Source organism: Geodermatophilus sp. URMC 63, assembly GCF_053502565.1.
In genome coordinates, this window is the sequence record NZ_CP199956.1 from 2,121,687 (window position 1) to 2,146,390 (window position 24,704).

Annotated in this window: 20 protein-coding genes and 1 pseudogene; 10 read left to right on the top strand and 11 right to left on the bottom strand. The window is 72.3% G+C overall.

Annotated features, from left to right (window positions below):
- Positions 1-273: 273 nt before the first annotated feature.
- Positions 274-2,190 (top strand): glycoside hydrolase family 15 protein, encoded by a 1,917-nt coding sequence (locus ACWIZO_RS10275; RefSeq protein ID WP_448642362.1) that lies wholly within the window; start codon positions 274-276, stop codon positions 2,188-2,190.
- A 1,369-nt stretch (positions 2,191-3,559) separates the two neighbouring features.
- On the opposite strand, the gene fmdA is transcribed toward ACWIZO_RS10275, so the two are convergent.
- Both fmdA and ACWIZO_RS10285 read right to left on the bottom strand, forming a co-directional pair.
- A complete protein-coding gene (gene fmdA, locus ACWIZO_RS10280; RefSeq protein ID WP_448642363.1) occupies positions 3,560-4,822 on the bottom strand; it encodes a formamidase in 1,263 nt (420 codons plus the stop codon).
- Positions 4,823-5,163: 341 nt separating this feature from the next.
- On the bottom strand, positions 5,164-6,885 hold the full coding sequence (locus ACWIZO_RS10285) for a purine-cytosine permease family protein (protein ID WP_448642364.1): 1,722 nt from the start codon (positions 6,883-6,885) through the stop codon (positions 5,164-5,166).
- A gap of 745 nt (positions 6,886-7,630) precedes the next feature.
- On the opposite strand from ACWIZO_RS10285, the gene ACWIZO_RS10290 reads away from it, so the two are divergent.
- Positions 7,631-7,867, top strand: coding sequence for a hypothetical protein (locus ACWIZO_RS10290; RefSeq protein ID WP_448642365.1), 237 nt, complete (start codon positions 7,631-7,633; stop codon positions 7,865-7,867).
- Between the two features lie 727 nt (positions 7,868-8,594).
- On the opposite strand, the gene ACWIZO_RS10295 is transcribed toward ACWIZO_RS10290, so the two are convergent.
- The 6 genes and pseudogenes from ACWIZO_RS10295 to ACWIZO_RS10320 form a co-directional block, all read right to left on the bottom strand.
- Positions 8,595-9,326: a transposase gene (locus ACWIZO_RS10295; RefSeq protein WP_448642937.1), complete on the bottom strand. Its 732-nt coding sequence runs from the start codon at positions 9,324-9,326 to the stop codon at positions 8,595-8,597.
- Positions 9,224-9,745, bottom strand: coding sequence for a winged helix-turn-helix domain-containing protein (locus ACWIZO_RS10300; protein WP_448642366.1), 522 nt, complete (start codon positions 9,743-9,745; stop codon positions 9,224-9,226). The genes ACWIZO_RS10295 and ACWIZO_RS10300 overlap by 103 nt, the downstream gene beginning before the upstream one ends.
- Positions 9,746-10,072: 327 nt before the next feature.
- Positions 10,073-10,714 carry a hypothetical protein gene (locus tag ACWIZO_RS10305; RefSeq protein WP_448642367.1) on the bottom strand — a complete coding sequence of 214 codons (642 nt, stop codon included), beginning with the start codon at positions 10,712-10,714 and terminating at the stop codon, positions 10,073-10,075.
- 103 nt (positions 10,715-10,817) lie between these two features.
- A complete protein-coding gene (locus ACWIZO_RS10310; protein WP_448642368.1) occupies positions 10,818-10,988 on the bottom strand; it encodes a hypothetical protein in 171 nt (56 codons plus the stop codon).
- A gap of 131 nt (positions 10,989-11,119) precedes the next feature.
- Complete coding sequence (locus ACWIZO_RS10315) at positions 11,120-11,275, bottom strand: hypothetical protein (RefSeq protein WP_448643024.1); 156 nt, start codon at positions 11,273-11,275, stop codon at positions 11,120-11,122.
- Between the two features lie 12 nt (positions 11,276-11,287).
- Positions 11,288-11,577 (bottom strand): annotated as a pseudogene (locus ACWIZO_RS10320) (IS5/IS1182 family transposase); the annotation flags it as partial.
- Between the two features lie 139 nt (positions 11,578-11,716).
- Here ACWIZO_RS10320 and ACWIZO_RS10325 point away from each other — a divergent pair.
- Together ACWIZO_RS10325 and ACWIZO_RS10330 are read left to right on the top strand one after the other, a co-directional pair.
- Positions 11,717-12,526, top strand: coding sequence for a spherulation-specific family 4 protein (locus tag ACWIZO_RS10325; protein WP_448642369.1), 810 nt, complete (start codon positions 11,717-11,719; stop codon positions 12,524-12,526).
- A gap of 271 nt (positions 12,527-12,797) precedes the next feature.
- Complete coding sequence (locus ACWIZO_RS10330) at positions 12,798-13,853, top strand: IS630 family transposase (RefSeq protein WP_448642370.1); 1,056 nt, start codon at positions 12,798-12,800, stop codon at positions 13,851-13,853.
- Between the two features lie 507 nt (positions 13,854-14,360).
- On the opposite strand, the gene ACWIZO_RS10335 is transcribed toward ACWIZO_RS10330, so the two are convergent.
- Complete coding sequence (locus ACWIZO_RS10335; protein ID WP_448642371.1) at positions 14,361-14,642, bottom strand: excisionase family DNA-binding protein; 282 nt, start codon at positions 14,640-14,642, stop codon at positions 14,361-14,363.
- 245 nt (positions 14,643-14,887) lie between these two features.
- Positions 14,888-16,072, bottom strand: coding sequence for a site-specific integrase (locus ACWIZO_RS10340; protein WP_448642372.1), 1,185 nt, complete (start codon positions 16,070-16,072; stop codon positions 14,888-14,890).
- Between the two features lie 376 nt (positions 16,073-16,448).
- On the opposite strand from ACWIZO_RS10340, the gene ACWIZO_RS10345 reads away from it, so the two are divergent.
- On the top strand, positions 16,449-17,360 hold the full coding sequence (locus ACWIZO_RS10345) for a hypothetical protein (RefSeq protein ID WP_448642373.1): 912 nt from the start codon (positions 16,449-16,451) through the stop codon (positions 17,358-17,360).
- Between the two features lie 6 nt (positions 17,361-17,366).
- Here ACWIZO_RS10345 and ACWIZO_RS10350 read toward each other — a convergent pair whose 3' ends face one another.
- On the bottom strand, positions 17,367-17,792 hold the full coding sequence (locus ACWIZO_RS10350; RefSeq protein ID WP_448642374.1) for a DUF5313 family protein: 426 nt from the start codon (positions 17,790-17,792) through the stop codon (positions 17,367-17,369).
- A 141-nt stretch (positions 17,793-17,933) separates the two neighbouring features.
- On the opposite strand from ACWIZO_RS10350, the gene ACWIZO_RS10355 reads away from it, so the two are divergent.
- The 5 genes from ACWIZO_RS10355 to ACWIZO_RS10375 all read left to right on the top strand — a co-directional run bounded on the left by ACWIZO_RS10355 (position 17,934) and on the right by ACWIZO_RS10375 (position 24,623).
- Positions 17,934-18,365, top strand: coding sequence for a CBS domain-containing protein (locus tag ACWIZO_RS10355; protein ID WP_448642375.1), 432 nt, complete (start codon positions 17,934-17,936; stop codon positions 18,363-18,365).
- A gap of 62 nt (positions 18,366-18,427) precedes the next feature.
- Positions 18,428-19,342, top strand: coding sequence for an EamA family transporter RarD (gene rarD, locus ACWIZO_RS10360; protein ID WP_448642376.1), 915 nt, complete (start codon positions 18,428-18,430; stop codon positions 19,340-19,342).
- A 117-nt stretch (positions 19,343-19,459) separates the two neighbouring features.
- Entirely contained in the window at positions 19,460-19,792 is a 333-nt protein-coding gene (locus ACWIZO_RS10365) for a DUF3263 domain-containing protein (protein WP_448642377.1), read from the top strand.
- 590 nt (positions 19,793-20,382) lie between these two features.
- On the top strand, positions 20,383-21,648 hold the full coding sequence (locus ACWIZO_RS10370; protein WP_448642378.1) for a LytR C-terminal domain-containing protein: 1,266 nt from the start codon (positions 20,383-20,385) through the stop codon (positions 21,646-21,648).
- A gap of 80 nt (positions 21,649-21,728) precedes the next feature.
- Complete coding sequence (locus tag ACWIZO_RS10375; RefSeq protein WP_448642379.1) at positions 21,729-24,623, top strand: alpha/beta fold hydrolase; 2,895 nt, start codon at positions 21,729-21,731, stop codon at positions 24,621-24,623.
- Positions 24,624-24,704 lie beyond the last annotated feature (81 nt).

The window sequence follows — 24,704 nt, forward strand, 5'->3', positions numbered from 1 at the left end:
CCCTGCGGTCGAGGTGTCCTCATCGGTCGTCCGGGTGACCCGCCGGCCGGGTCTGCCCGCGGCCTGTGTCTCCGTGTCGGCCGTGGACGACGAGCAGGGCACGGCGATCCGTTCCGCCGACGCCTGCGGGCGGGACGTCCTCGAGCCGGGCGCGGTCACCCGCGGGTGCCGTCCGGCCTGGCACGGGTTCGCAGCGTAACCAGCAGTTCACGCCGCGGGCCGGGTGGCGACACACGGAAAGACCATCGTCCGTGCTGGGCCGGGCGGCAGCGCATGGCCGCTCGTCCGGCCTGCTCGACCGCCGCACCCCTCGGAGGGCCTTGTGAACGAGACGACGTCCCGACCAGCCGCGCGGCCGGCACCTGCGGTCGCCCGACGCGCAGCGGTGGTGGCGTGGCCGTGACCGGCTATCTGCCGATCGAGGAGCACGGGATCATCGGTGATCTGCGCACGACGGCTCTGGTAGGGACCGACGGGACGATCGACTGGTACTGCCCGGGCCGGTTCGACGCTCCCTCCCTGTTCGCCGCGTTGCTCGACGCGAGGCGGGGCGGGTCCTTCTCGCTGTCGTGTCGCACAGCGGTCCGGCCCAAGCAGCTGTACCTGCCCGACACCAACATCCTGCTGACCCGCTTCCTCGCGGCGGAGGCCGTGGGGGAGGTCGTCGACTTCATGGTCCCGGAGACCAGCAGCGTGGCGGTGCCACGGGACCTGCTAGTGCGGCGCGGGAGCGCAGTCCGCGGGCGGGCAACGTTCGAGCTGTCCTGCCGGCCGGCCTTCGACTACGGCCGCGTCTCACACAGCGTCGACGTCGTCGAGGGCGTCGGTGCGGTCTTCCGGTCCGCCGCCGGTACGTGCGTCCTGCGCACGCCCGTGCCGCTCAAGGTGGACGACGACGGCGGAGTCGAGGCGACCTTCGTCCTCGACGAGGGCGAGGGCGTGGACTTCGAGCTGGAGTGGCGCGGCGAGGTACGGCCGCTCCAGCCCGGACAGACGGAGCAGCACTTCGAGGAGACCTCCCGGTTCTGGCAGCGGTGGGTCGCCCAGTCTCGGTACCGGGGTCGCTGGCGGGAGACCGTGCAGCGTTCGGCGTTGACCCTGAAGTTGCTCGTCTACCACCCCACCGGAGCGCTGGTCGCCGCGCCGACGACCTCGCTACCCGAGGAACTCGGCGGCACCCGGAACTGGGACTACCGGTACGCCTGGCTCAGGGATGCCGCGTTCACCACGTACGCCTTGATGACGCTGGGCTTCCTCGAAGAGGCCGCGGCGTTCATGGACTGGATCCAGCAGCGCTGCGAGACGGCGACCCGGGAGCGGGACGTCATGATCATGTACGGGGTCGACGGCGGGGAACACCTTCCCGAGACGGTTCTCGACCATCTGGAGGGCTACCGCGGATCGGCGCCCGTCCGGATCGGCAACAACGCCGTCGGACAGCGGCAGCTGGACGTCTACGGGGAACTGATGGACTCGGTATGGCTCTACAACCGCGAGGTCCCGATCTCCTACGACCTGTGGACCGGGCTGTCCAAGCGGCTGGACTGGCTGGCGGAGCACTGGCAGGAACCCGACGAAGGCATCTGGGAGGTCCGTGGCCCGCGCCAGCGCTTCACGTACTCGGCGCTGATGACCTGGGTCGCCTTCGAGCGAGCCGGCCGTCTCGCCCGGGACCGTGGGTTGCCCGCCCCCGTGTCGAAGTGGCGCAAGCTGGCCGGCGCGGCGTATCGCTTCGTGCAGGACGAGTGCTGGGACCCGGCCCTGGGGGCGTACACGATGCACCCCGGCAGCGACGCGCTGGACGCCTCGCTGCTGTGCATGCCCCTGGTCAAGTTCTCTGGTCCGACCGACCCGCGGTTCTTGTCCACCCTGGACCGGATCGGCGAGCAGCTGGTGTCCGACAGCCTCGTCCACCGGTACGCCACGACGGGGCACGACGGGCTGACGGGGACCGAGGGGACCTTCAACCTCTGCTCGTTCTGGTACGTCGAGGCACTGACGCGGGCTGGCCGGACGCGGGAGGCGCGCATGGTGTTCGAGAAGATGCTCACCTACGCCAACCACGTCGGCCTCTACGCCGAGGAGATCGGCCCCTCGGGCGAAGCACTCGGCAACTTCCCGCAGGCCTTCACGCATCTCGCGCTGATCAGTGCCGCGGTGAATCTCGACCGGGCGCTGGGTGTCCGCTGACCGACACGGGACCAGTGACCGCCACCGAGGGGACGCCCGGCACACCGGGGCGCGGGTGGGTCGGGCGCGGCCGGCCGGCCGTCGGGAGGAGTGTTGCGCGGCATCGACCTGCACGGGGTGCGGGCACCGGTCCTCCGTGGCCGGTGCTCGAGCGTGCGCCCCCGAGGAGCGCTGCATCGGGCGGTCTCGAGGACGTCTCAGCTGCGGCCCTCGACATCGCCGCGGGTGGGCATCCTCTCCGGACGGTCCCCGCACGTGTGGTGCTGCTCGTGGAAGGCCAGTCACTCCCGGCCGAGCTCCTCCCGGCGTGCCCGGTCGGTGTTCTCCCGGACGACGAACAGGGGATCGCACTCCTCCTGCCGGTGGTCCTCGTCGACCTAACGGGCCCTCCGCAGTGCCGCGTGCTCGACATGTCGGTCGCTCGTCGGCGGCTCGCGTCGGCTTCGGAGAAGCGATGGCCTCCTCTGCCCTTGCGTGGATCTCGGGGACTCGCGCAGGGTGGCCCACGCTGCGGTCAGCTCCTGTGCGCCGGTCAGCGAGTCGACGGCGCCTGACACTGGTGACGCATCGCCGCGTGTTCGCACTTCACGAGGACGGCGACGTCCCTGTCCGGACGCGCGCCGGAGGAGGGCCCGGCGTCCTCGGGGTTTGTCCTGGCCATCACGTCCTGCCAACCACGGGTGCGCCCGCAACCGCGGGAGGTCGTGACGAGCACATGGGGTACGCGTTCTCCTGAGAGCGGTGCGGGGCTCTTCTCGAACGACAGGTGATCCGATCAGCGCGGCGGTGACCGCCGCCACGTGCTTCTCCTGCTCCTCGTGCTCAGGAACCCGGGACGGGACTGTTTCCAGATCCAGCGAGCGGCTCGATCTGTGTGCAGGCGATGGATCATGCCTGCACCCCCCATCCGAGAGCTGTTCGATGACCTGCCGGGGCATCTGGCGGCACTCCGTGCGCATGACGCCGAGGCCCGGCTGGTCGTGGGTGACCCGGTTGACGCGCCCGCTCCGCAGTCGTCGGCACTGCAGAGTCAGTGACCGTGCCCGCCTGACCTCGGGAGTTGCCTGCCCGCCGGGACGCCGGTGACGGTCGGCTCACCACTGCGAGCGCGGTCCACCCGGTCGCGGTCCGACCGCCGGTCGCCGCGCAGGGGACCGGTGAGTCCTATGCCTCGACCGACGGCATAGCTGCGTGGAGCCGCGTGCCTGCAGGTAGGACTGGAAGCGGCCTGCGTCTCGTCACGCATTGAGCGCTGGAGGTCGAAGGGGCCACATCGGGGGGAGCGGAACTCGTATACCGGCACGGTGCTCCTGTCGGAGGAGTTGGGCGATGGCCCCGGGCCGGTCGGGCGCGGCGCACCGGTGGGGGTTCAGTCGGCGGTCAGGTCACGGCCGCCGCCGGCGCCGCTGGGGAGGATATTGCGGTCGAAGATGGACAGCGGGATGCTCAGGGACACGGCGCTGTTGGGGATGTCCACGACGCCGCCGATGCGGCCTTCGATGGGGGCGGCGCCGAGGAACAGGTAGGCCTGTTCGAAGGTCCAGTCCATGGCGGGCATCAGGTAGTTGATGGCGTTGAGGCAGGCCTGGCGGTAGGCGACGGTGGCGTTCATGTAGTAGTTCCGGCCGTCCTCCACGCTGATGCCCTCGAAGGTGATGAACTCGGAGTAGTTCGGGCCGACGCGGCCGGGCTTGAAGAACGGCATCGTCTGCTTGTAGCGGTCCATGCCGCCCTTGATCAGGTCGAAGTGCAGGTCGATGAAGCCGGGCATCTCGATGGCGCCGCAGAAGGTGATCTCGCCGTCGCCCTGGGCGAAGTGCAGGTCGCCGATGGAGAAGTTGGCGCCCGGGACGTAGACGGGCATGTAGACCCGGCTGCCCACACCGAGGTCCTTGATGTCGACGTTCCCGCCGTGTTCGCGGGGCGGGATGGTGCGGCAGGCCGTTGCGGCGGCCTGGTCGAACGCGCTGCCGGACAGCGTGCCCAGCAGTGCGTCCTGGGGCAGCGGCGGGAGGGCGAGGGCGGGGACCTGAGGTGCACCCGGGACGTCGCCGGGGTGGGCGGGGGCGTCCCCGGTGACTCGGTCGGGATTGGCGTCGATGAGGGCTTGCTCGCGGCGGTTCCATTCGGTGAGCAGGTCTGGGGACGGGGCGCAGCCGAAGAGGCCGGGGTGGGAGTTGCCGATAAAGCGGACACCGGGCACGTGCCGGGAGCTGGTCCAGATGCCGTCGAAGTCCCAGATCGCCTTGGACGCCCCGGGGGAGTAGTCGGTGAGGAACCCGCCACCGTTGTCCTTGGCGAAGACCCCGGTGTAACCCCAGGGCTGCTCCGGGAACGGGCCGATGCCGACGATATCGACGACCAGCAGGTCACCGGGCTCGGCGCCCTCGATGGCAAACGGGCCGGAGAGCATGTGACAGGGGTCGATGTTCATGTCCCGGATGTCATCGGCGTCGTCGCTGTTGCGGACCTGGTCGTCGGTCCAGTCCTTGCACTCGATCCGGTAGGAGGCGCCGGGCTTGACCGTCGCCGCCGGAGGGATGTCCGGGTGCCAACGGTTGTGCCCGGGCACCACCTGGTCGCGCATCGACACACTCAGATCACGGTTGACCTCGAAGATGACCTCGGGCACGGGAGCTCCTTCGTTGCAGTGGTGGACGGGGTCGAGGGGAACCGGCCCGGCGCCTCCGTGCTGGCGGGACTGCTGGATCAGAAGCCGGGCTACGGCATCCCAGGGCCCGAGTCGAGACGGCCCGGCCCTGCGGCCGACGGCTCGATGTCGCAGTCGCAGTCGGGTTGGACCGTTGCAGTCCGGGGCAGATCCACCGTCCGGGGTGGGGCGCCGATGGGGAGGCTCACCTCGACCGCCCCGTGGTCAGCCCACGGGTCCACGTAGGTCGTCGCGCGGTCTGCTTCCCGCAGTGTCGCGGCCACACTGCCGAGGCCCCGACCGGTCACCGGGTGTCCCGCAGGTCACCGGGTCGGCTCGGTGATCGCGGCTGGCTGGATGGCCGGCGCCGGCTGCTGCTCGAGCAGGACGTGTTCGCCGGTCCGGTCGGTCGACAGGCACAGCGAGCAGATGTGGGCGCCGTGCGCCTGACAGGCGGCCATGTCCGGTCGCTCGTAGTCCTGGCCGCAGACGTGGCAGGTGAGCACCTGGTCGGAGGGGTTGCCGTCCTGGTCGTACATCGGGAGGTCGATGCCGTCGTCGGTGCGCCGCAGGTACCAGCGCCCACGGGTGGCCACGGCGAAGACCGGGGGCAGCACAAGGGCCAGGACGATGGCCACCAGCGGCGAGTAGGGGCGGAGGGTCTCACCGAGGCCGCCGAAGAAGACCAGGATGGAGACGCCGGCGGAGATGAGCATCGATCCAGACCCGACCGGGTTGACCGCGTAGAGCATGCCGCGACGGAACTCCGGCTCCTTGGGGGAGATACCCAGCAGGTACTTGTTGATCGCGATGTCGCTGGCCACCACCACCACCCAGGCGATGCCGCAGTTGGCGTAAAAGCCCAGGATCGTGTTGAGGAAGTCGAACATGTTCGCCTCCATCAGCAGGAGCGCGATCAGCAGGTTCACACCGAGGAAGACCAACCGGCCCGGGTAGTGCCCGGTGACCCGGGTGAAGGAGTTGGTCCAGGCCAGCGACCCGGAGTAGGCGTTGGTGACGTTGATCTTCACCTGGCTGATCACCACCAGGACGACGGCCAGGGTCATCGCCAGCCAGGCCGGCACGAGGTCCTGGTAGATCTCCAGGAACTGGTGCACCGGCTGGTTGGCGATCGCCGCCGAGTCGGCCACGTTGGCGATCAGGTACACCGCCAGGAAGAGACCGATCACCTGCTTGGCCGCACCGAAGAGCACCCAGCCCGGGCCGGCGAGGAGCACGGCGGCCCACCACCGGCGCCGGTTGGCCGCGGTCTTGGGTGGCATGAACCGCAGGTAGTCGATCTGCTCGGCGATCTGCGCGATGAGTGACAGACACACGCCGGCGGCCAGCAGCGCCGAGCCCACGCTCGGCGCCGTACCACCCTCGCCCTGGTAGGCGAAGAAGTCCCCGACCGACTCCGGGTGGCTGATCAGTAGGTAGCCGAAGGGGAGCACCATGAGCACCAGCCACAGCGGCGTCGTCCACACCTGCAACGTGGCCAGTGCCTTCATCCCGTAGATGACCAGCGGGAAGATGAGCAGGGTGGACAGGGCATACCCCAGCCACAGCGGAATGCCGAGCCCGAGTTCCAGCCCCTGGGCCATGATGGCGCCCTCGAGGGCGAAGAAGATGAACGTGAACGTCGCGAAGATGACGTTCGTGACGACCGAGCCGTAGTAGCCGAAGCCGCTGCCGCGGGTCACGAGGTCGAGGTCCAGGTTGTAGCGGGCCGCGTAGTAGGCGAGCGGAAAGCCGGTCAGCAGGACGACGACGGCGAAGATCGCGATGCCCCACAGGGCGTTGGTGGTGCCGTAGGCGATCCCGATGTTGGCGCCGATCGCGAAGTCGGCGAGGTAGGCGATCCCGCCGAGGGCGGAGGTGGCGACGACTCCTGGTCCCCATCGCCGGTAGTGCCGGGGGGCGAACCGGAGGGTGTAGTCCTCCAGCGTCTCCCGGGTAGCGGCGTCGACGTTCCGGCCGGTGGCGTAGTCCGGGGCCGACGGACCGGCCGGGGGCGGGCTGTGAACCGCCTCGCTCTGAGCCATCTTGATTCTCCTGGGTGGGCGGGAAGAGCGGGAAATGCGCGCGTCCCTGCGTGCCAGGTGAAAAGTAGGTGCACCGTGATTCCCGGCGATGTACCCGCTGTTTCGTCATTGCTCGGAATTGTTTACGCGCCCCGAGTTGCGATCATGGCCCGCGACTGGCATCCGGACGGCAGCGTGGGTGCGGTAGGCACCCAACCGGTTCCCATGCAGTGCGCAGTTCGCCAAAGAGCCGGGCGCCACCCCGCTCGCGCTGGACGGCCACGCTCAGCAGGACCCCGAGGGAGGCGATCCCCGTGGACAGCCGTGACGATCTGTTGCCGCCCGATCCGCCCGACTGGTCCCGGAGCGAGCAGGACCTGGTGATGCCCGCAGCCGCGACCATCGGGCCCATGACGCGAGTGCTCGTGCAAGGTCGGCCGGTCCGACGGCCGCCGCAGACGTTGCTCGGGAAGCGGCGACCTCCCGGCTCGTGGGAAGCCGGCGCATCGGCGCCCGATGCGCCGAGGACTTCGCCGCCACGATGGCGCCGGTCAGCAGCGCCTACCCGCGCTTCAGTGTGTGGGTCCATTGTCATCTCATGCGCCTGGCGTGGCCAGTGCTCCGACGGTCGAGGCCCCGAGGCGCGCGATGGTCCAGCGATTCGGTCACGTGACGACACGGAGCGCCATGTAGTTGACCGCTTGCTTCAAGTCATCGGCGCGGATGCCGACATATGCAGGACACGTGGCAGGGTGAGACTTGCTTGATGACGGCCACTGTGTATGCGACTGGCGCGCACGTCGCCTCGGTGGAGCGTCACCGCCTCGTCGGCGACCGGGACGAGACGGGTGTCGTGAGCGTGGCGCATGCGGTGTCGCGGCCGGTCGTGGACGGCCTGGCGGCGTCGGTCTGCGGCACGCTGGTGACAGCGATCGCCGACATGGACTGGGTCGGCGCGCGTGCGGTCTACCGGTGTCAGGAGTGTCAGCGCATCGCCGGTTGAGGGCCACCTTGTGGGGACCGGCCACACCATGCGAGCCGACAGGAGCGCCGGCAGCTGCGGGTCGTGTCCTGGTCGCGGCCTGACGACCAGTCGGCTCGCCGCCGAACCACGACGCGACGGCCGCGACGGCGGTCTCCCGGGTTGCCGGAGGGGGCCGGAGTGCCGCACCGAGCGAAGCGCAACACGCCGGGGTAGCCACATCGGCCGCCGCCCCGGGCCATCCTGGCGGCGGCCCAGCAACACGGGACGACGCCGCTGCGTAAGGCGCAGCGACGCGCTGGGACGCGCTGCAAGCGTCCCCGCGGCAGCAGGTGCTCGTCGATGGCGCTGGCCAACGCACGAGCCGTTGCGGTTGCACGTCGATGAGGGCGTCGCGCAGGTGGAGCGATTGGGTGGCAGACACAAGTGCCAGGGTTGGGCGGCAAGGCCGACGAAGGCGCGACGGTGAGCCCGACTCGGCGAACCGCCAGCGGATTCCGAGTCGAGACCTGCTGCGGCACAGGGTCGAAGCGGCCTTCGCCGCGAGCCTCCCGGGTGTCGGTGATACCCCCGTGACGTCGCGGGGTACATCGTCACCCCGCCGGCCCGTCCGACCCTGTCTTGAGCCGGAGCATGACCCCCTCGCCCGCCTCAGGCTCAAGGAGTGCCTCTCCGGTCGGCGGACGGTCGCGTCAGCGCAGGTCAGCGGCGTCGGTATTGACCACCATGGTGCCTGATGCGGGGACGATCACTGCGGTCCGTCACAGTTCCGTATGCGGGTGAACTGCAGAAACGTACTTCCGCGAACCGCCGTGAACGGCTCCGCACGTCTGGGGGTTTCGGCGGCGCCGCAACTAGCGGTCGGGCGGTGTCCGCGGCCGGCCCCGCGAGTCGTCGACGGAGAGACGAGCAGGCTGGCGCCTGCCAAGCCGGCCGTGCGCTTGCGGCGGCGGTTGGGGCTCCACCCTCCGTGCACCGAGCTCCGTCTCAGCCGCGTCTTCACCAGCGCCGTGAGCTCGGTGATGGTGTGCTTGGTCGGGTTGGCCAGCGACCGCTTCAGGTGCGACCACACCGGCTCGACGGGGTTGAGCTCGTGGGCGTAGGGCGGCAGCCGGTAGACCGTCAGCCACGGCCGGGCGGCGATCAGTTCGGCCATGGCCTTGCTGGCGTGGGTGCTCAGGTTGTCCCAGACTCCCACGATCGGCCCGCCCAGCTGCTGATGGGCGGCGTCGAGCAGGCGGGCGTAGTCGGCCTCGGTGAACCCCTTGCGCCGGCTGCCGCGCCGGCCGCGGTGGGTGCGGTAGATCAGCCGCGGCCGGTGCCCGGGCCGGGTGGCCAGCAGCGCGGCCACTGACACTCGGGGGCTGATCGCCGCGGTCACCCGCACCACCGGGGTACGCCCCCGCCGGCCCCAGGTACGACCCGTGGGCGGCCTGAGCCCCTGGCCGGACTCGTCTTCGAAGACCAGCCAGGCGCCCAGGTCCGCCGCGGTCCTTTTATCTGCGGCCAGGTCTCCTCCCGCCAGGCGGCGATCTGCTCCTCATCCCGCTCGACCGCGCGCCGGGCGGGCACCTGCACGCTCCACCCGATGCGGTGCAGCAGCAGGTCGACCCCGGGCAGGGTGTAGTCCACGCCGAACCGCTCACGCACGACCGCGGCGATGCGCGCCAGCGTCCAGCACTGATCGGCCCAGTCCCAGGCGGCCGGGCCGGCCTCCAGCAGCACCTGCAGCTCCTCCAGCTGCGCCGGGGTAAGCCGGCAGCGGGCCCCGCCCGGGCCCTTGGAGGCCAGCGCCGGTCGACCGCCTTCGGCCAGCGCGCGGCGCCACCGGTTGACCGACATCCGCGTCACCCGGAAGCGCTCGGCCACCTCACGGTCGCTGGCGCCCTCCTCGATCACTCCGCGGCCGCCAGCCGCACTTGTTCCCGCCGGGCGCACTCCTCGGCGGTCAGCCCGCCACCCTGGGAATGCCGCATGTCACCGGCATAGCGCGCGCTGCGCCGACTGTCAGCAGGACGTCACCCGGGCACTGAAGTCCCGCCGTTAATGATCGTTAGGCGGTTCATCGGCATGGCGATGCGAAAGACCGCGCGGGTGGATGCCGCGACTGGGTGGAGCCCCGGGTCTGGTGGCCCGGGGCTCCGCCCGATCGTCGGAGCCGGCGGCGAGGCCGTCGACCTCGACGGGTGTCAGCGGGCGGGGCCGCCCCCCGCGGTCACCGTCGGCTCAGCCGTTGGTCCACCTGATCGTGATGTTGTCCTTCACCCACTCGTCGCGGCAGCCGTTGGCGTCGGCATCGGCGCACCAGACGACGTACTGGGTGCCCGCCGTGCTGGTGTTGTTCATTCGGGCGTGGAACTCGCGGTCACCCGCCGCGCCGGTCCTCTGGTAGCTGGACTGGAAGCACAGGTCGTTGCGGCCGTCGCGGTTGGTGTCGCTGAGCCGGGAGTACTCCGGTCCCGCGCCGTCGGGGTCGGGGCAGGCGCTGATGAAGCCGATGCCGGAGCTCTGGAAGGAGGCCGGCCCGTTCACCTTCTGGCCCTGCCGGTCGAGGAAGCAGGCGTCGTTGTGCACGTTGCGGTTCGCGGTGCCGGGGTCGCTGAGCCGCTGCTGGTCGTACTGGTCGGGGTCGGCGCAGGAGGACCCGCGGTTGACGTCGGGGTTCTCCGTCGCCGCGCCGGTGTCGCGGTTGATGTACGAGGCGGCGCGGACGCCGTCGCGGCCGTCGCCGCGGTCGTAGCTGGCGCCGTAGCTCCCCCCGCTGGTGCTGCCGCCCTCGCCGCCGTGGGCGAGCGCCGGTGGGGTGCCCAGGCCCATGGCGGCGATGCTCAGGGTGGCGATTGCTCCGGTGCGGAAGGCCAGTCGCATGACGAGCTCCTTGTGATGTCGACCTGACGGCCGGACCCGGCTCTGCGAGTCACTGGTACATACGGGGCTCTGGCGTGGTCTGTTGAACGCGGAGAGGTATTTCTCACGGCGCCCGCGAGCCCGTGGCCTCCCGGTCAGAACAGGGCCGGCGCTCGACGAGCACCAACCCTCCAGTCGACCGGTCCACCCGCAGCATACCGGCCTCAGCCAGGGCGATCACGGCAGTCTCCACCGCCCGGCGCGGCTCTTCGGCAAGAACGGCGAGCTCGTACACGTCCAGGGTGCGCGTTTCAGTCAGCTCCGTCGCTCTTCCCCGTGAGAATCAGCTGCAGCCACCGCCGGAAACGCCTCGGGGAGCCACCGAGCAGCGAAAGACACACCGCACAATCGTGACCTTGCACTGGACTAGTGCTGCGTATCTGACGTTGTCGGTGTGTTGTCATGCTGTTGATCGGTGGCCTTTGCGATGATCGTGTCGGGCGCCTTGATCCAGGTGACGGGTTCGTAGCGGTCGTTCCAAGCGTCGATGGAGCGTTCGATCCCGGCGATGAGGTCTGCCACGGTCGGGAAGTTGCCGCGGCGGGCGATCCGCGGGGTAATGCCAGGGGCGCGCAGCTGGCAGCTGTAGGAGTCGTGGTCGTAGCCGCGGCCGGCGAAGAGCTCGCGTGGTCGTCGTAGTGGCCGGCGACGCCTCCGCGGATCGGCGGCACGGCATCTAGCCTAGCTGCCTGACGGCAGGGTGATGTGGTTGTGCTTGCCGCCGTTCAAGGTCGCGGCCAGCGGGATGCCGCCGGCATCGTAAATTAGTGATGCTTGGAACCGGGCCGCCCACGGTCGACCGGCGACGGGCCGACGTAATTCCCCCCGCCGGCTATTGGGAAAGGCTCAGTAAATCCACGAGGCCTTGGTGACGCGCTGGTGACGTTCCCGTGACGCTCGCCGAGGACCTTACGGTTGACACCGCGCAGCAGCTCAGCAGGAGTGCGTGGAGAGGCCGGAGACATGACTGACTTCACCCCATGGCCCATATTCGGACCCGAGGATCAGCGGCTCCTTGTGCCGGCATACTTTTTTCCCAGCGGAACGAGATGGCAGGACACATGCGCCGCGATCCTCAATCGACTAGCGATCGCAGTCCTGATCATGAACCCCGACAGCGGGCCTGGCCAAAATGTGATCCCGGCCTACCAGGCAGCATTGACTTCCTGTCAGGATAAAATGCAGTCGGTGATCGGTTACGTCACCACGGATCGGACTAACCGTGACCTGGCAGACGTTAAACAGGAAGTCCTCCGATACTACGATTTTTACCCAACGATTGCCGGAATCTTCTTCGACGAAATGACCAACGATGCCGGTGATAAAGATTACTATCGGGAGCTCTACTCGTTCGTCAAAGAGAGGTCGCCGTTCGCTGCGGTTGTAGGAAACCCAGGCATCCCCGCAGCAACCGCTTGGCAAGTGACTGATCCGAAGGTCGCGGACGTCCTCGTTGTCTTCGAGGGTCCATGGGAAAAGAGGTCTGACCTGGTGGACGAGAGCGGGGAGGCCGTGAAGGATGTCGCGACGCCATACAAAGGTTGGCATCCCCCCGCATGGGTGTTATCCCGGCCGCGTCGCATCTTTGCGCATATCGTCTATGAGTCCCCCTCCGCAAGCGCCATACAGTCAATTTGTGAGTTGTCATATAAGGGGAACAATGCTGGCTGGATCTACGTGACCACGGATGGGCGGCCTAATCCGTTTGACGAGCCGCCTGATGCGGCCCTGATCGCAAGCCCGACCCTTGAGTGGCGATCCGTTCTTGGATAGTCCACCTCGCCGATTGCCCGCGCACCTCCGTTCACGGCCCCGTCGCTGGGGGACTTCAAGATGACCAGTGCGCGGGCGGAAGTCACTGAGCCGGGACACCGACACACGCCATCCAAATGACTACGCCGCCCACAATCCCGATCGATATTGGCAGCCCCAGCCAGAGGATGTGCAGTCGGATTGTCACTCAGCGAGATACTTTCGGCCGCTTCTTTACTGAGAAGATCGTTAGTAGCTTGATTTCGATCGAGTAGGCGCGGACGATCGAGGAATGCGGGAGGACGACGGCCGCAAGCTCGACCACCAGACCCTGGAGGCGCTGCGGCTGCGGGCGGTCGAGCAGGTGGCCCGGGGCGTCCCGGCGGCCCAGGTCGGCGCGGGGCTGGCCGCGTTGGGCCTGCATCGGCGGACGATCTACACCTGGCTGGCCACCGAGCGCACCGAGGGCCACGAGGCACTGCGGGCCCGCCCGGTGCCCGGGCGGCCGCGCAAACTCGCCGAGGAGCAGCTGGGCGAGCTGGCCGGGCTGATCGCCGCGAGCGATCCCCGCGATCACGGGTTCGCGGTGGCGCTGTGGACCCGCGAGGTCGTCCGCCAGCTGATCGCCGCCCGGTTCGGCGTACAGCTCACCGTGGCCAGCGTCGGGCGCACCCTGCACGACCTGGGCTTCTCCGCCCAGCGGCCGCTGTACCGGGCCGAGCAGGCCGACCCCGTCGCGGTGGCCCGGTGGAGAGAGATCGACTATCCGACGATCGCCGCAGCCGCCAAGGCGGCCGGCGGGACGGTCTACTTCGTCGACGAGGCCGGGGTGCGCAGCGACTACCACGCCGGCACCACCTGGGCCCCGGTCGGCCAGACGCCGGCGGTGCACACCACCGGCGCGCGGTTCGGACTGAACATGATCTCGGCGATCAGCGCGCAGGGCGCGCTGCGGTTCTCCGTCCTGACCGGCACACTCACCGCCGCCGGGTTCATCGCCTTCCTCACCCGGCTGACCCACGACGCCCAGCGCACCGGTGCCGGGCCGGTGTTCGTCATCGTCGACAACCACCCGGCCCACCGGGCCCAGGCGGTGGACCGCCTCGTCGACTCCACCCACGGAGCGCTGCGGCTGCACCGGCTGCCGGCCTACTCTCCGCAGCTCAATCCGGACGAGTGGGTGTGGAAGAACGTCAAGCACGACGGGGTGGCCCCCGCCGCTCCGAGGGGACCCGAGCAGATGAAGGCGGTCGTCACCGCCCGCCTGCGCCGGCTGCAGCGCCTCCCGCAGATCGTCCGCGGCTTCTTCGGCGACCCCGAGTTGGCGTACATCACCGCTGTCGCCTGAAGTCACACACCCTGCAATCCCATTGGTAAGAACGCCCGGGGCGGGGCCGGCACCGGGCGCGGGCTGAGGGGCGCCGGGTCGACCGTCACCGCCGAGCACATCGGCGGCCCTCCGCGCCGACGGTCCGGGGTCGCGGGCTCATGCAGGGAGGGGTTCCCGCTCGTCCTGCCGCGTCCCGCCGGACGTCGGCGCACGCCAAAGGCGGTGGCGCGGCACGGCGGCGAGTGCAGGCGGCCGTGCGGCCACCACGAGCCGCAGGAAGGACCCGCCGATGGTGTAGGCGGCGGAGGCGACCGGGTGGCAGGCCGAGCCGGTCGGCCGGCCGGCCCGGCGCGGTGACCCCGGCGACCACCGCTCCCGCGGTGCGCAGCCCGCGGTGGGCGCGGCCGGCGTGCACCGCGCCGACCAGGGTGCTCGGCGTGATCGACCACTCCACCGGCCGGGCCGGCATCCGACGTCGTGGCGTCACCGTCGGTGATCAGGCGGCGCGTCGTCCCTGACGGGTTGTCAGGGACGACGGGTGACTTGGCCAGCCTGAATGAAACTGTCTAGGACTGACCGCTGCACGCGGACGTGTTTGCCGAGCTTGATGTAGTCGATGCGGCGCTCGGCGATGAGGCGGCGGACGAACCGCTCACCGGTGCACAGGTACTCGCCGGCCTGGCCAGGGGTCAACAGCTCGCCCGCGTAGGCGATGCCGGAGGTCCCGTCGACCTCGGATCGGGAATGCATGGAAGAACGGTGCTCGAACGGCCTCTTGTCCACCTCCTGTCCCTCGGCACCGACCACGGTCCTTCGGCTAGGGCGCCGGAGGGTGGTTTGTTCGCTTCGGACGGCGCAACCAGGAGCAGTACCGGAGAAGAACCGCAAACTGCAGGGCCTCCTGTGCGGAGGCTGCTTCACCTTCAAATCCCCCAGAGCGGAGGTCGTACTCCGCTGAGCGGGGACCGCCCGACCTGACGGCTTGCGTACGTCCCCTCCCAGCGCATGGGTCCGGCCCATTCTGCGGGGGGACCGGTCCAGTGCTCAGTTTGTCAGCCTCGACAGCTGTCCGGCCTCTGCGTAGGAGCTGCCGCAGGGCGCAGGGCTTCGAGTGCCGCTGCGGCGCCGGTGGAGGCGACCTGGCGACCGAGGTAGACGTCCTGGGTGAGGCTCGGGTTGGCGTGGCCGAGCTGATCGGCGATGGCGCGCGCGGATAGGCCTGCCTCATCGAGCAGCGTCGCCGTCGTCTTGCGCAGGACGTGGCTGGTGACGTGCTCGAAGCCGGCAACGTCGAAGGCGGCTCGCAGGTCGGCCTGCGTGTTGGAGGGGTCGCGCCAGCCACCGAGCGGCGCGGGGAACACCGGCGTCTCTGCTCCTGCACCCTCGTCCGAGGCGCTCGGACGGGCAGCTCTGCTCCGCAACTTCTCGACGCACCAGGACGGGAGGAGCAGCGTGCGGGCGCCCGAGGCGGTCTTGTTGCTCTTGCGAATGAGCCCCTGCCCGGTCACCCGGACGATCGTCGCCCTGACGTCCACGGTGCCGGCGTCGAGGTCGAGGTCGCCCCAGGTCACGGCTGCAGCCTCGCCGATGCGACAGCCGCTGGCGAGCATAAACGCCACCAGGTCCGGCACGTCCCGCCTGTGGGCGGTCTCGTCGGCGTCGAGCTGTGCGAGGAGCTTGCGGGCCTCGTCGGCAGCGAGCGCCTTCGGCGCCTTCGCGGTCGAGGCCTTGAGACTGCCGGTGTCCCGGACGGGGTTGCGGTCTAGCGCGTCGTGACGGGCCGCCAGACCGCAGACACCGCTCAGGACGCTCTTGGTCATCTTCGCCACGGCCGGGCCGTGCTTGTCGGAGACGAGGCGCAGATGCCTGTCGATGTTGCCGATGCTGAGTTCTCGTACCCGCAGGTTGCCCAGGCCGGGGAGGACCTGCTGGTCGAGCCGGTTGCGGTAGGCCTGCATCGTCGTGGGGCTGAGGTTCTCCAAGGCGGCGAACCACGCCTCGGCCAGCACGTCGACGCGCGTGTTTGGACTGATGTCCCCGTCGACGTTGAACCGGGCCCGGTCGCGGAGGGCAAGCCGGAGCGCTGCCTCCGCGGCGGCCTTCGTCTTGGCCTGGCGCTGGACCTGTCGGCACTTGCCGTCGTAGTCCCGGTACCAGGCGACGGCGCGATGCCCCGACGGCGTCGCGTGCACGCGGATTTTGCCTGCCGTGCCGAGCGCCAGACCGGGTCTGCCCATGATTTACCCCTGAAATAAAGCGGCCTTCAGTGGCTCGTCACGGTACGACACGAACGCCAGGGCGGCCATGAACCTGCACGTCAAAGGTTAGTTCGGTATGTGACGGTGTGCTGCGGTCAAGGGCGACCAGGTAATCGGGCGGTTGGGGGTTCGAGTCCCCCCGTCGGCTCGTCCCTCCGGACGGGCGGCCTGGTCGTCTGCACCCGACGACCTGGTGGAGGTCCGTGGTGGCTGCGTATCCGTTGCCGACCACGGGTATCTCGGGGACGTGGCCCCGGACGACGCGCTGGAGCCGCGGGCCACGCGAGCGGCTGCTCCCTCCGGCGCCGGCCACGCCAGGCACCGTCGTCCCGCACGACGGCGTCGCCGGACGACGGTGGCGCTCCTGGCCGGCCTGCTGGCCGCCGTCCTCCTCGGCGCGGCCCTCGCCCTCGTCAGGACCGGTCAGGACCCGTCCCCCGGCGCCGTCGCGGATCCGCCCGCGCGGACGGACCAGGCGTCGCCGCCGGCCGGGGGCGCTCCCGTCCCGGACGGGACGTCCCTCCTGCCACCGTTGCCCGCCACCGCCACCACGCCCGTCGAGCGGCTGGGCCTGACCATCCCGGCCCTCGCCGAGGCGGCGGCGCGCACGCCGGACGCCGTGGGACCGCGGGCCGCCGACGTGCTCGAGGACCTCCGGCGGATCGAGACCCTCGGCGGGGGCTTCCGCCGCTCCGCTGCGATCACTGCGGACGTCGCGGTCGCCGACGCCGTGCTGGCCGGCGAGCTGGACGCAGGTGTGGGGCAGCGGGTCCGGCAGGTCCTCGACGACGTCGTCCGGCCCGACCGGCTGGTCGACCTGGTGGCGATGCTGGAGGTGGACCCGCTCGCCGCCGGGTCGGGCGGACCGGAGCTCTTCGACCAGATGTTCGCCCTCGACCACCGCGTGCCCGCCGACCAGACGACCGCTCGTGCCGGCGCGTTGCTGCAGGCGGTGACCGCAGGCGCCGAGCAGGGGCGGCTGACGGAGATGGTCGAGAGGGCGGTGGTCCCCACGTTGCTGGAGCTGGCCGACCCGGCGCCCCAGCAGGCACTGGTCGACCTCGTCGCCCGGGCCGAGGAGGACCCGGACGCCGTCGGTCCTGCCGCGGAGGAGGTCCTGGCGTCGCTGCGGAGCATGCGGGCGCTGCCGGTCTTCGAGCTCGGCAACGAGGCCGCCGGCCTCCTGCAGCTGCTCGGCGAGGACGGGCGGGTGACACCGGCGTTCCGGGACGCAGCCGTCCCCGTCCTGACCGCGCTGGTGCGGTGACCGGGCTCAGTCGAAGCTGCCGGCTCCGCCCACGCGGTAGGGGAAGCGCTGTTCGACGCGCGTCGCCCGCGCCGCCTCGGCCCGCTCCTCGCGCACCCGGGCCGCGGTGCCGGCGGGGTAGCCGGCCTTGGCGACACGGTGCTCGGTCGTCTCCACCATGAACGCCATCGAGTACACGAGGCCCACGAGCAGGCCGCCCAGCGCGGCGGTGAGCCGGTAGGCGACCGCCACCGGGACGGCGAACAGGCACAGCGCCACGAGCGGCGACAGCTGCACCAGGGAGCGGGCCAGGTGACGGCGCACCCAGCCGGGACGGGTGGTGTCGGCGAGCACCCAGGGCCACAGGGCCCGGGGCAGGCCGCCGCCGAAGGCATAGCGCAGCCACTGCCACGGGCCGGGGCGGGTGGGACGGGCCGCGTGCTCGGTTCGCACACCACGACGGTAGGCCGCCCGCGCCACCCGGGGGAGGGGTCCACGAGCCCGCACGGCCGGGACGCGCGGCGCGCCGGAATCCGTTGCCCGCCGGGCGCGTGCGGGTGGACACTGCCGGACGCCGAGGGAGGGAGGGCTCCCGTGCAGATCGCCCAGCTGCTGCGTCGCAAGGGCCCGCAGGTCGTCACGGTCGCGCCCGGTGCTCCGGTCCGCGCGGCACTGTCCCTGCTCGTCGAGCGCGGCATCGGCGCGCTCGTCGTCTCCGGTGCCCCCGGCGTCGTCGACGGGATCCTCTCCGAGCGCGACGTGGTCCGCGGGCTGCACGCCTCCGGGCCCGGCGTGCTCGACGGGCCGGTGTCGGCGCTGATGACCGCGGAGGTCCGCACCTGCGTGCGCACCGCCTCGGTCCACGACCTGGCCCGCCTGATGACCGAGCACCGGGTGCGCCACGTGCCCGTCGTGGAGGACGGCCGGCTGCTCGGCATCGTCTCGATCGGCGACGTCGTCAAGGCCCGCCTCGACGAGCTCGAGGACGAGCGCGCCCACCTGGTCGACTACATCCAGACCGGTTAGGCGAGGACGCCCCGGCCCGCTCGCGGCGGGGCCCGCACCAGGGCAGGCGTACGGTGCCCGCCGTGGACGAGCGGCGGCTGGGGACGGCGGCGGGCCTGTCCGCCTACGGTCTGTGGGGCGTCTTCCCGCTGTACTTCCCGCTGCTCGAGCCGGCCGGCGGCCTGGAGATCGTCGCCCACCGCGTCGTCTGGTCGCTGCTGTTCATCTCCCTGCTGGTCACCGTGCTGCGCCGCTGGTCGCTGGTCCGCGCCGCGGTCACCGACGCCCGCACGATGCTCGTGCTGGCCGGCGCGTCGGTGCTCATCGCGGCCAACTGGCTGGTCTTCGTCTACGGCGTCAACTCCGGTCACGTCGTCGAGACCTCGCTCGGCTACTTCATCAACCCGCTGGTCAGCGTCCTGCTCGGCGTCGTGGTCTTCGCCGAGCGGCTGCGTCCCCTGCAGTGGACGGCGGTGGGGCTGGCGACGGTCGCCGTCGGCGTCCTCACCGTCGACTACGGCCGGCCGCCGTGGATCGCCCTCACGCTGGCCGCCACGTTCGGCAGCTACGGCCTGCTCAAGAAGCTCGTCCGCGTCGAGGCGGCGCCGGGTCTGCTGGTCGAGACGGCGGTCGTGGTGGTGCCCGCGCTCGCCGTCCTCGCCGTGCTGCACGCCACCGGCCGGGGGACGGCGGGCACCGCCGGCACCGGGCACCTGCTGCTGCTCCTGAGCTCGGGGATCGCCACGGCGGTGCCCCTGCTGCTGTTCGCCGCGGCCGCCCGGCGCATCCCCCTGTCGACCGTGGGGCTGCTGCAGTACCTGACCCCGCTGATGCAGCTGGCCATCGGCGTCTTCGTCTTCTCCGAGCCGATGCCGCCGGCCCGGCTGGCCGGTTTCGCCATCGTCTGGGCCGCGCTGGTCGTCTTCACCGTCGACAGCCTGCGGTCGGCCCGTGCGGCCGGGCGCCGGGCGGCCGAGCAGGTGCCCGCCGCCGCCTGACCGCGCTCGGTGATCACGGATCGGACGAGCCCGTGCACGGCGCGCCGCGCAGTGTCGGCACCCGGGCCTACCGTTGTCGGTGACGGCTTCCCCCCGATCGAACGGACGTCCCCGGCCATGACCTCCGACCCCGACCCCGCGGTCCCCCCGCAGGAGGACGCGGCGTCGAGCGAGGGCCCCGCGCACCCCGCGGGCCTGACCCGGCGCGAGCACGAGATGCTGGCCTTCGAACGGCAGTGGTGGCGCCACGCCGGAGCGAAGGAGACGGCGATCCGCGAGCGGTTCGGCGTCCCCCCGACGCGGTACTACCAGGTACTGAACGCCCTGGTCGACCGGCCTGCCGCGCTCGCCGCCGACCCCCTGCTGGTGCGCCGGCTGCGCCGGTTGCGCACCGCCCGCAGACAGCGGCGTTCGCCTCACCTGCTGGGCAAGGACTCCTCCGCCCTCTAGATTTGGTCACTGTGGGCAGGCATGCGGCGCCAGGTAGTGACCAAACGGACCGGCCGGCCGCCCCGGCGGCCGGTGGCCGGCGCCGTACCGACGTCCCGCCCCCCGGGGGTGACACGTCCGTCCCCGGTCCTGCTGGGCCCGCCGCCCCTCGCGGCGCCCCGCCGGCCGCGGCGCCGCAGCCGGCCGACCTGAGCGAGCACCCCACGACCCCCGGCCGCAGCCGCGCCGACCGCCGGCGCGACGCCCTGCTGGGGGGCGACGGCGACCGGCGCCGCCCCCTTACCGGCCGCCCGTCCGCACAACCGGCACCTGCGCGCCCCGCACAACCGGCACCCGCCCGACCGGTCGCCCAGCCGGCCCCCGCGCGGCCCGTCGCCCAGCCGGCGCCCGCGCGGCCGGTCGCCCAGCCGGCGCCGGCGCGGCCGGCCGCCCAGCCGGCGCCGGCGCGGCCGGCCGCCCAGCCGGTACCCGCGCGGCCGGCCGCGCGGTCGCGCCCGCTGGAGCCCGCGCCGCTCACGCGGCCGCGGCTGCCCGCCCCACCGGCCGGCGCAGCCGCCGGCCCGGCACCCGAGCCACCCGCCCGTCCCACGGTGCTCGAGACCACCATGGCGCCCTTCCAGGCGGTCCCCACGCCCCAGGCCGACGCGCCCGAGCCCGCGACCCCCGTCCTGGACCCGTGGGACCAGCCCGCCCGGCCCGCCGCGCGCGGCCGGACGGCGTCCCCGGCGCGTCCCGCGCCGGCCGAGTCCCCGCGCCGGGCGCCCGCCCGCCCCGCACCCGAGGACATCCGCCCGGCCGCGGCCGGCAGCCGGGGCCCCGCCGCAGCTCCGTCCCCGTCCCCGTCGCCGGCCCCCGGTGCCGCACCGGCCGCCACGGCGCCGGCCGGCGGTGCGTCGGCCTACCGCGACTGGACCCGCCCGTCGGGCCCCGGTGCCGCCGCCCCTGCCGCGGCCCCGCTCACCGAGGCCATCCCCGACCGGGAGGTCTCCCGCGCCCGGGCGGCCGCCCCGGCCACCGAGGCCATCCCCGACCGCGACGTGGTCCGCGACCGCACCGACGCCCCGCCCCCGGCGCCGCTCACCGAGGCCATCCCCGACCGCGAGGTCGCCGACCGGCGCCGGGCCCGCGACCGCCGCGACGAGCCCGGCGCCGGGCCGCCGACCGGACCCTCCACGGGACCGTCGACCGGGCCCTCGACCGGACCGTCGACCGGTGTGGTCGGGAGCCGGGCGGCGTCGCGCGCCGAGCGGCAGGCGATGGAGGTCGAGCGCCGCCGGGCCGCGCGCCGGGCCGGCGTCTCCCCGTCGGCGCTGCGCGGGGACGACGACGAGGGCGGTCACTCGCGCCGGCGGTCCGTGGTCGGCCTGCTCGTCGTCGTGGTGGTCGCACTGGTCGTGCTCGGCGTCTACAGCTTCACGTCACCGGCCGCGCAGGAGAGCGGCGCCGCCTCGCCCGCGGAGCCGACCGCCTCGGCGTCCGTGGCGCCCACCTCCGGCCCGCTGCCGCCGCTGTCGGCCGTCCCGCTGCCGCCGGTGGAGCAGGCGCCGACCACGCCGGTGCGGGTGCCGGTGACCGTGCTCAACGCCACCGACGTCGGCGGGTTGGCCGGCGACGCCTCCGCCGCCTTCGCCGCCCAGGGGTGGACGGCGGCCGGCGTCGGCGAGTACCAGGGCAGCGAGATCGCGACGACCACCGTCTTCTTCACCGCGGGCAACGAGTCCCAGCGCCAGTCGGCCCTGCAGTTGATGGAGGCGTTCCCCGGGATCACCGTCGGGCCCACCGTGCGCTTCTTCGAGGTCCCCGGCGAGGCCGATCCGGGCCTGGTCGTCGTCCTCACCGCCGAGTGGCAGCCCTGACCCGAGTCCGTCGCGTCCCGTCCCGGAACACCGGTGCGGCGCCGTCCGTTGGCCGCAGCGTGCCTCCCGTCCGCGGGCCCGTGCGTCTCCGCCCGCGCTCGAGCACCCGTGCCGCCCTCGGTGTCCTCGTCGCCCTGCTCCTCGCGGGCACGGCGCTCGTCTCGCTGCCCGCACCCGCGGTCGCGGCCGAGGACGTGTCCACCGAGGACGCCCGCGTCCCCTCCGGCTCCGGTGCCGACGCCGTCGAGCTCGACACCACCCTGTACCGGCCGGCGTCGGCGACCGCGGACGCGCCGGCCCCCGCGGTCGTGCTCGCCCACGGCTTCGGCGGCAGCAAGCAGTCGGTGGCCGACGACGCGCGCGACCTGGCCGGGCGCGGCTACGTGGTGATGACCTACTCCGCCCGCGGGTTCGGCGCGAGCACCGGGCAGATCGGCCTCGACGACCCGCGCTACGAGGTCGCCGACCTGTCCACGCTGCTCGACGTCCTCGCCGCGCGCGACGACGTCCTGCTCGACGGCGAGGGCGATCCGCGGGTGGGCGTCGCCGGCGCCTCCTACGGCGGAGCGCTGTCGCTGCTCGGCGCCGCCTACGACGACCGCATCGACGCCATCGCCCCGCAGATCACCTGGAACTCGCTGACCGCGGCGCTCTTCCCCTCCCAGACCGGCACCGTCGACGCCGCCACCCCGGCCGCCACGCCGCAGACCGCCGGGGCCGGCGTCTACAAGCGGCTGTGGGCCGGGCTCTTCTTCGGCGTCGGCTCGGCGCCCACCGGCGGGCTGCTCGACGCCCTCGGCGGCGGCGCCGACGGCGCCGGCGCCTCCGCCGGCGCCGCGCTGCCGTTCGACCCCTCCTCGGTCGACCCCGCCGCCGTCGACCCGGCCGTGGTCGAGCAGGCGCTCACCTGCGGCCGGTTCCGCGCCGACATCTGCGCCGCCTACCAGGACGCCGCGGCCACCGGGACGCTGACGCCGGAGATCGCCGCCGTCCTCGACCGCAGCAGCCCCGCCGCCGTGCTCGACCGGATCACCGCGCCCACGCTGCTGGTGCAGGGCACCGAGGACTCGCTGTTCGGCCTCGGCCAGGCCGACGCGAACGCCCGCGGGATCGACGCGAACGGCACGCCGGTGGAGGTCGTCTGGTACGCCGGGGGCCACGACTCGCAGGCCTCGGAGCGGGAGACCGCCGACCTGCGCGACCTGGTGGCCGGCTGGTTCGACCGGCACCTGCGCGACGAGGGCGACCCCGCCCGCGGCGAGCACCCGGGCACCGGCTTCGAGTTCCCCGCGCCGACCGGGCTGGGCAGCGGCCTGGGCAGCGTCCAGGGCGGCACGCAGAGCGTGGTCGCCGCCGCCTACCCCGGCCTGGACGGCGGCGACCCGGCCGAGCGGACCGACGTCGTCCTCGACGGCGCGACCCAGCCGGTCGTCACCCCGGCCGGCGGCACCCCCGCCGCCATCACGACCGTGCCCGGGCTCGGCTCGCTGGCCTCGGCGCTCGGCGGCACCGCGGTGGAGATCCCCGGCCAGTTCGCCGCGTTCTCCAGCCAGCCGCTCGACGACGCCGTCGAGGTCGTCGGCGCCGCCACGGTGGACCTCGCCGTCGCCTCGCCCAGCGGCAGCGCCACCCTCTTCGCCAAGCTCTACGACGTCGGCCCCGACGGTGCGCAGACCCTCCCCGGTGGCGTCGTCGCACCCCTCGCGCTGACCGGACTGTCGGCCGACCCGGCCGCGCCGACCGAGGTCGCCGTCACGCTGCCGGGGATCGTGCACCGCTTCGAGGCCGGCCACACGATGCGCCTCGTCGTCTCCTCGACCGACCAGGCCTTCGCCCTGCCGGCCGAGGCGACGGTCTACTCGGTCGCCCTCGCCGGGGCGGGCGACGGCGGCGCGACGCTCGCCGTCCCCACCGTGGCCGGCCAGGCCCGGGACGAGGGCGGCACCTCGCGCTGGTGGTGGCTGCTCGGCGCGGTCGTCGCGCTCGGCCTGCTCGGCGTGCTGGCCGGGTGGCTGTGGGGCCGCCGGCGGCGCCGGGTGACCAGCGCGGTCGAGCCCGACGGCGAGGACGTGCCGCTGCGCTTCGAGGGCGTGACCAAGGCCTACAAGGACGGCTTCGTCGCCGTCCGCGACCTGTCCTTCGAGGTGCGGCGCGGGCAGGTGCTGGGCCTGCTCGGCCCCAACGGCGCGGGCAAGACGACCTCGCTGCGCATGCTCATGGGCCTCATCCGCCCGACCGAGGGGCGGATCAGCGTCTTCGGCCACGCCGCCGGGCCCGGCGCGCCGGTGCTCTCGCGGCTGGGCTCCTTCGTCGAGGGCACCGGGCTGATGCCGCACCTGTCCGGCCGCGACAACCTCACCCTGTACTGGGCCGCCACCGGCCGCCCGGCCGCCGACGCGCACATGGACGAGGCGATCGAGGTCGCCGGCCTGGGTGCGGCCATCGACCGCCCGGTGCGCCGCTACAGCCAGGGCATGCGCCAGCGGGTGGCGATCGCGCAGGCGATGCTGGGCCTGCCCGACCTGCTGGTGCTCGACGAGCCGACCAACGGGCTGGACCCGCCGCAGATCCACGCGATGCGCGAGGTGCTGCGCTCCTACGCCGCCACCGGCCGCACGGTCATCGTCTCCAGCCACCTGCTCAGCGAGATCGAGCAGACCTGCACGCACGTCGTGGTGATGGCCAAGGGGCAGAAGATCGCGCAGGGCACGGTCGAGGAGATCGTCGGCACCGGCGGGTCGGTGCTCGTGGGCCTCGCCGCCGACGACGACGCCGACCGGGCGGCCGCCGTCCTCTCCGGCCTGCCCGGCGTGTCCGTCGAGCGCACCGACGAGGGCCTGGTCGCCGACCTCGGCGACCGGATGTCGCGCGCGGCGGCGCTGCAGGCGCTGGTCGCCGCCGATGTCGCCGTCGACCAGTTCACGCCGCGCCGCCGCCTGGAGGACGCGTTCCTGGCCCTCGTGGGGGAGTCGTGACCGTCGACCACGAGAACGACGGCCGCGGGAGCATCGCAGCGAGCGCCAGCGAGCGAGGAGCGGACCGAGGCCGGAGTCGAG

Excerpts from the sequence above, each read along its gene's own strand:
- ACWIZO_RS10275 (WP_448642362.1), top strand. The coding sequence starts at position 274 with ATGGCCGCTCGTCCGGCCTGCTCGACCGCCGCACCCCTCGGAGGGCCT.
- ACWIZO_RS10340 (WP_448642372.1), bottom strand. The coding sequence starts at position 16,072 with ATGGGCAGACCCGGTCTGGCGCTCGGCACGGCAGGCAAAATCCGCGTG.
- ACWIZO_RS10325 (WP_448642369.1), top strand. The coding sequence starts at position 11,717 with ATGACTGACTTCACCCCATGGCCCATATTCGGACCCGAGGATCAGCGG.
- ACWIZO_RS10290 (WP_448642365.1), top strand. The coding sequence starts at position 7,631 with ATGACGGCCACTGTGTATGCGACTGGCGCGCACGTCGCCTCGGTGGAG.
- ACWIZO_RS10285 (WP_448642364.1), bottom strand. The coding sequence starts at position 6,885 with ATGGCTCAGAGCGAGGCGGTTCACAGCCCGCCCCCGGCCGGTCCGTCG.
- ACWIZO_RS10305 (WP_448642367.1), bottom strand. The coding sequence starts at position 10,714 with ATGCGACTGGCCTTCCGCACCGGAGCAATCGCCACCCTGAGCATCGCC.
- ACWIZO_RS10365 (WP_448642377.1), top strand. The coding sequence starts at position 19,460 with ATGACCTCCGACCCCGACCCCGCGGTCCCCCCGCAGGAGGACGCGGCG.
- ACWIZO_RS10330 (WP_448642370.1), top strand. The coding sequence starts at position 12,798 with ATGCGGGAGGACGACGGCCGCAAGCTCGACCACCAGACCCTGGAGGCG.